Origin of the sequence: Streptomyces sp. SPB074 (assembly GCF_000154905.1) — a bacterium.
GTDB lineage: Bacteria > Actinomycetota > Actinomycetes > Streptomycetales > Streptomycetaceae > Streptomyces.
Genome location: NZ_GG770539.1, coordinates 4,757,664 through 4,760,332 on the forward strand (window position 1 = coordinate 4,757,664; position 2,669 = coordinate 4,760,332).

Annotated in this window: 4 protein-coding genes; 2 read left to right on the forward strand and 2 right to left on the reverse strand. The window is 75.8% G+C overall.

Annotated features, from left to right (window positions below):
* The coding region (locus SSBG_RS20005; protein WP_234010607.1) for an ArsR/SmtB family transcription factor at positions 1 to 393 on the reverse strand (393 nt) is incomplete at its 3' end.
* 77 nt (positions 394 to 470) lie between these two features.
* On the opposite strand from SSBG_RS20005, the gene SSBG_RS20010 reads away from it, so the two are divergent.
* The gene (locus SSBG_RS20010; RefSeq protein ID WP_008747890.1) at positions 471 to 944 is read left to right on the forward strand and encodes an OsmC family protein; all 474 of its coding nucleotides are present in this window, start codon (positions 471 to 473) and stop codon (positions 942 to 944) included.
* On the opposite strand, the gene SSBG_RS20015 is transcribed toward SSBG_RS20010, so the two are convergent.
* Positions 928 to 1,332: a globin gene (locus SSBG_RS20015; protein ID WP_008747891.1), complete on the reverse strand. Its 405-nt coding sequence runs from the start codon at positions 1,330 to 1,332 to the stop codon at positions 928 to 930. The genes SSBG_RS20010 and SSBG_RS20015 overlap by 17 nt on opposite strands.
* 217 nt (positions 1,333 to 1,549) lie before the next feature.
* Between SSBG_RS20015 and SSBG_RS20020 the strand changes: the two genes are divergently transcribed.
* Positions 1,550 to 2,560 (forward strand): methyltransferase domain-containing protein, encoded by a 1,011-nt coding sequence (locus SSBG_RS20020; RefSeq protein WP_008747892.1) that lies wholly within the window; start codon positions 1,550 to 1,552, stop codon positions 2,558 to 2,560.
* The last annotated feature ends 109 nt before the right edge of the window (positions 2,561 to 2,669 follow it).

Consider the following 2,669-nt stretch of genomic DNA (forward strand, 5'->3'; position numbering starts at 1 on the left):
GTAACAGAACCGGGCGGCGGCGAGCCGCGCCGCCTGCCGTCCCGGCCGGTAGCCGCGCACGGGAGCTGGCCCGGTGAGCGCACCCAGCGCTTCGAGGGCGCGCGCCACCTCGGGGCCCGCGAGCCGGTAGTAGCGCCGCCGCCCCGACGCCGTGCACTCCAGGAGCCCGGCGGCGACGAGCACGGACAGGTGCTCGCTCGCGGTCGAGGCCCCGACCCCGGCGGCCCGCGCCAGCTCCCCGGCCGGGCGTGCGGTGCCGTCCATGAGCAGATTGCAGAACACGGAACGTGCCGGAGCCGCCAGCGCCTGCGCGACCACGCTGAAATCGCGGTCGCGGCCGGTCGCGGGAGCGGCGGCGAAGCCGGGGTTCCGGGCGGTCGCGGAAGTCGTCACGGGGCGGGGCATACGCACGAAGATAGTCCGGCCATCCTTCGGCACCCACCGAAACGACCCCGGCCTACGGTCGCCGCATGACCACAGCCCCCGCGCCCCACACCTACGTCGCTCTGCTCCAGTGGGAGGGCTCCACCGCCCCCGGAATCCGCGGCTACTCCCGCAGCCACACCGCCCTCGTCCCGCCCGTCGTCCAGCGCCTCGCCCTCAGCGCGGACCCCGCCTTCCGGGGCGACGCCGAACTCCTCAACCCGGAGCAACTGCTCCTGACGGCCGCGTCCTCCTGCCAGTTGCTGTCCTTCCTCGGCGAGGCGGCGCGGGCGGGCGTGGACGTCCTGGCGTACGAGGACGAGGCGAGCGCCCGGCTCGACCCCGGGCGCGGACGGCTCGACGCGATCCGCCTCGCGGTGACCGTACGGGTCGCCCCGGGCACGGAGCCTGCGGCCGTACGGGAACTCGCCGCGCGCGCCCACCGCGCCTGCTACGTCGCGAACAGCCTCGCCGTGCCCGTGGAGGTGGTCACCGAGGTGGAGGTCAGCCCTCGCGGTTGATCATCGAGGCCGCTGCGTAGGTGAGGTAGGTCCACAGGGTGCGGTCCTGCTGCTCGGTGAGGCCGAGTCCGTCCAGCGCGGCCCGCATGTGCGTGAGCCACGCGTCGTGCGCGGCGCGGTCCACGGCGAAGGGCGCGTGGCGCATCCGCAGCCGCGGGTGCCCCCGGTTCTCGCTGTACGTACGGGGGCCGCCCCAGTACTGCATGAGGAAGAGCGCGAACCGTTCCTCGGCCGGGCCGAGGTCCTCCTCGGGGTACATCGGGCGCAGCAGCGGGTCCCCGGCCACACCCTCGTAGAAGCGGTGCACCAGGCGCCGGAAGGTCTCCTCGCCGCCGACCTGCTCGTAGAAGGTCTGCTCCTGGACTGTGCCGTGCGGGATCTCGTTCACGTGTCCATCGTCTCAGACGCCCCGGCGGAGGACCCGGGTCGTAGGACCGCCGCCGCACGGGCGCCGCGCGTTCCCGGCCACCGCCCGCGCCGCCACCGCCCACGCCGCCGCACGGCGCCGTGACTCCGGCGGTCACCGCCCGGGTCGCCGCCGAACCGGCCGAAAGCACCCCGCACGCGTACTCGCTTCGCACCCCCGCGCCCCCCACAGTGGACCCATGACCCCGCAGCCCGCCCAGCCCGCGAGGGCCCCGCGCACCGAGGAGGAGTGGCAGGACCTCGCCCGTGACTCCCGCGCGGGCCTCCTGCGCCGCCTGTCCCGCGAGTGCGACCTGCTGGACGAGGACTCGCCCTGGTACGCGGCCTTCGCCTCCGTCCCGCGCCACTACTTCGTGCCGTACTACTACGTCCGCGCCGCCGCCGGTGGCTTCGAGCGTCTGTGGGGCGAGGACCCCGACCGCGAGCGCCGCGCCCGCTGGCTCACCGGGGCCTACGCCGACGTGCCGCTCGCGACCCGGCTGCGCGACGGCGAACTCGTCTCGTCCAGCAGCCAGCCCTCGCTCATGGCGCGGATGCTCGAAGGGCTCGACGTGCGCCCCGGGGACCGCGTCCTGGAGGTCGGCGCGGGCACCGGGTGGAACGCCGGGCTGCTGTGCCACCGCCTCGGCGAGGACCTCGTCACGACCGTCGACCTCGATCCGGAGATCACCGAGTCGGCGCGCGCCCACCTCGCGCGGGCCGGATTCAGGCCCGAGGTCGGCACCGGCGACGGGATGCGGGGCTGGACGGCGCGTGCCCCGTACGACCGGGTGCTCGTGACCGCCGCGGTCAACACCGTGCCCCGCGCGCTGCTGCGGCAGTGCGCCCCCGGCGCGCTCCTCGTGGCGCCGCTCGCGACGGGCCTGCTCGCACTGCGGGTACGGGACGCGGAGCACGCCGAGGGTCGATTTCTCGCCACACCCGCGTACTTCGTCCCGATGCGGGGCGCCGAGCGCACCCCCGAACCGGCGCCCTACCTCGGTGGCCTGCCCTCCTGGGCCGCGCGGGACGAGGACTTCCGCTTCCTGCTCGCGCTCACCGCCGGCACCCTCGACCCGCACGAGGCGCTGGCGCTGTGGCGGCGCGAGGAACTGCCCGCCAGGGAGCGCTTCGGCGTCACACTGCGCGGCGAGTACCTGTGGGCGTGGCTGGACGACCCGGACGGGCCGTACGCGTGGGCGCTGCCGTAGCACCCGTGCCCGGGGACGGCACCCCGCCCGCGCCAGAGGGACGGCACCCGCCCCCGCCCCGGGGGCGCGACACCCGCCCGCCGGGGACCAGAAGCGTCACGCCCGAGGG

Bases quoted from the DNA above. Each gene is read 5' to 3' on its own strand.
- SSBG_RS20010 (WP_008747890.1), top strand. From the start codon at position 471: ATGACCACAGCCCCCGCGCCCCACACCTACGTCGCTCTGCTCCAGTGG.
- SSBG_RS20020 (WP_008747892.1), top strand. From the start codon at position 1,550: ATGACCCCGCAGCCCGCCCAGCCCGCGAGGGCCCCGCGCACCGAGGAG.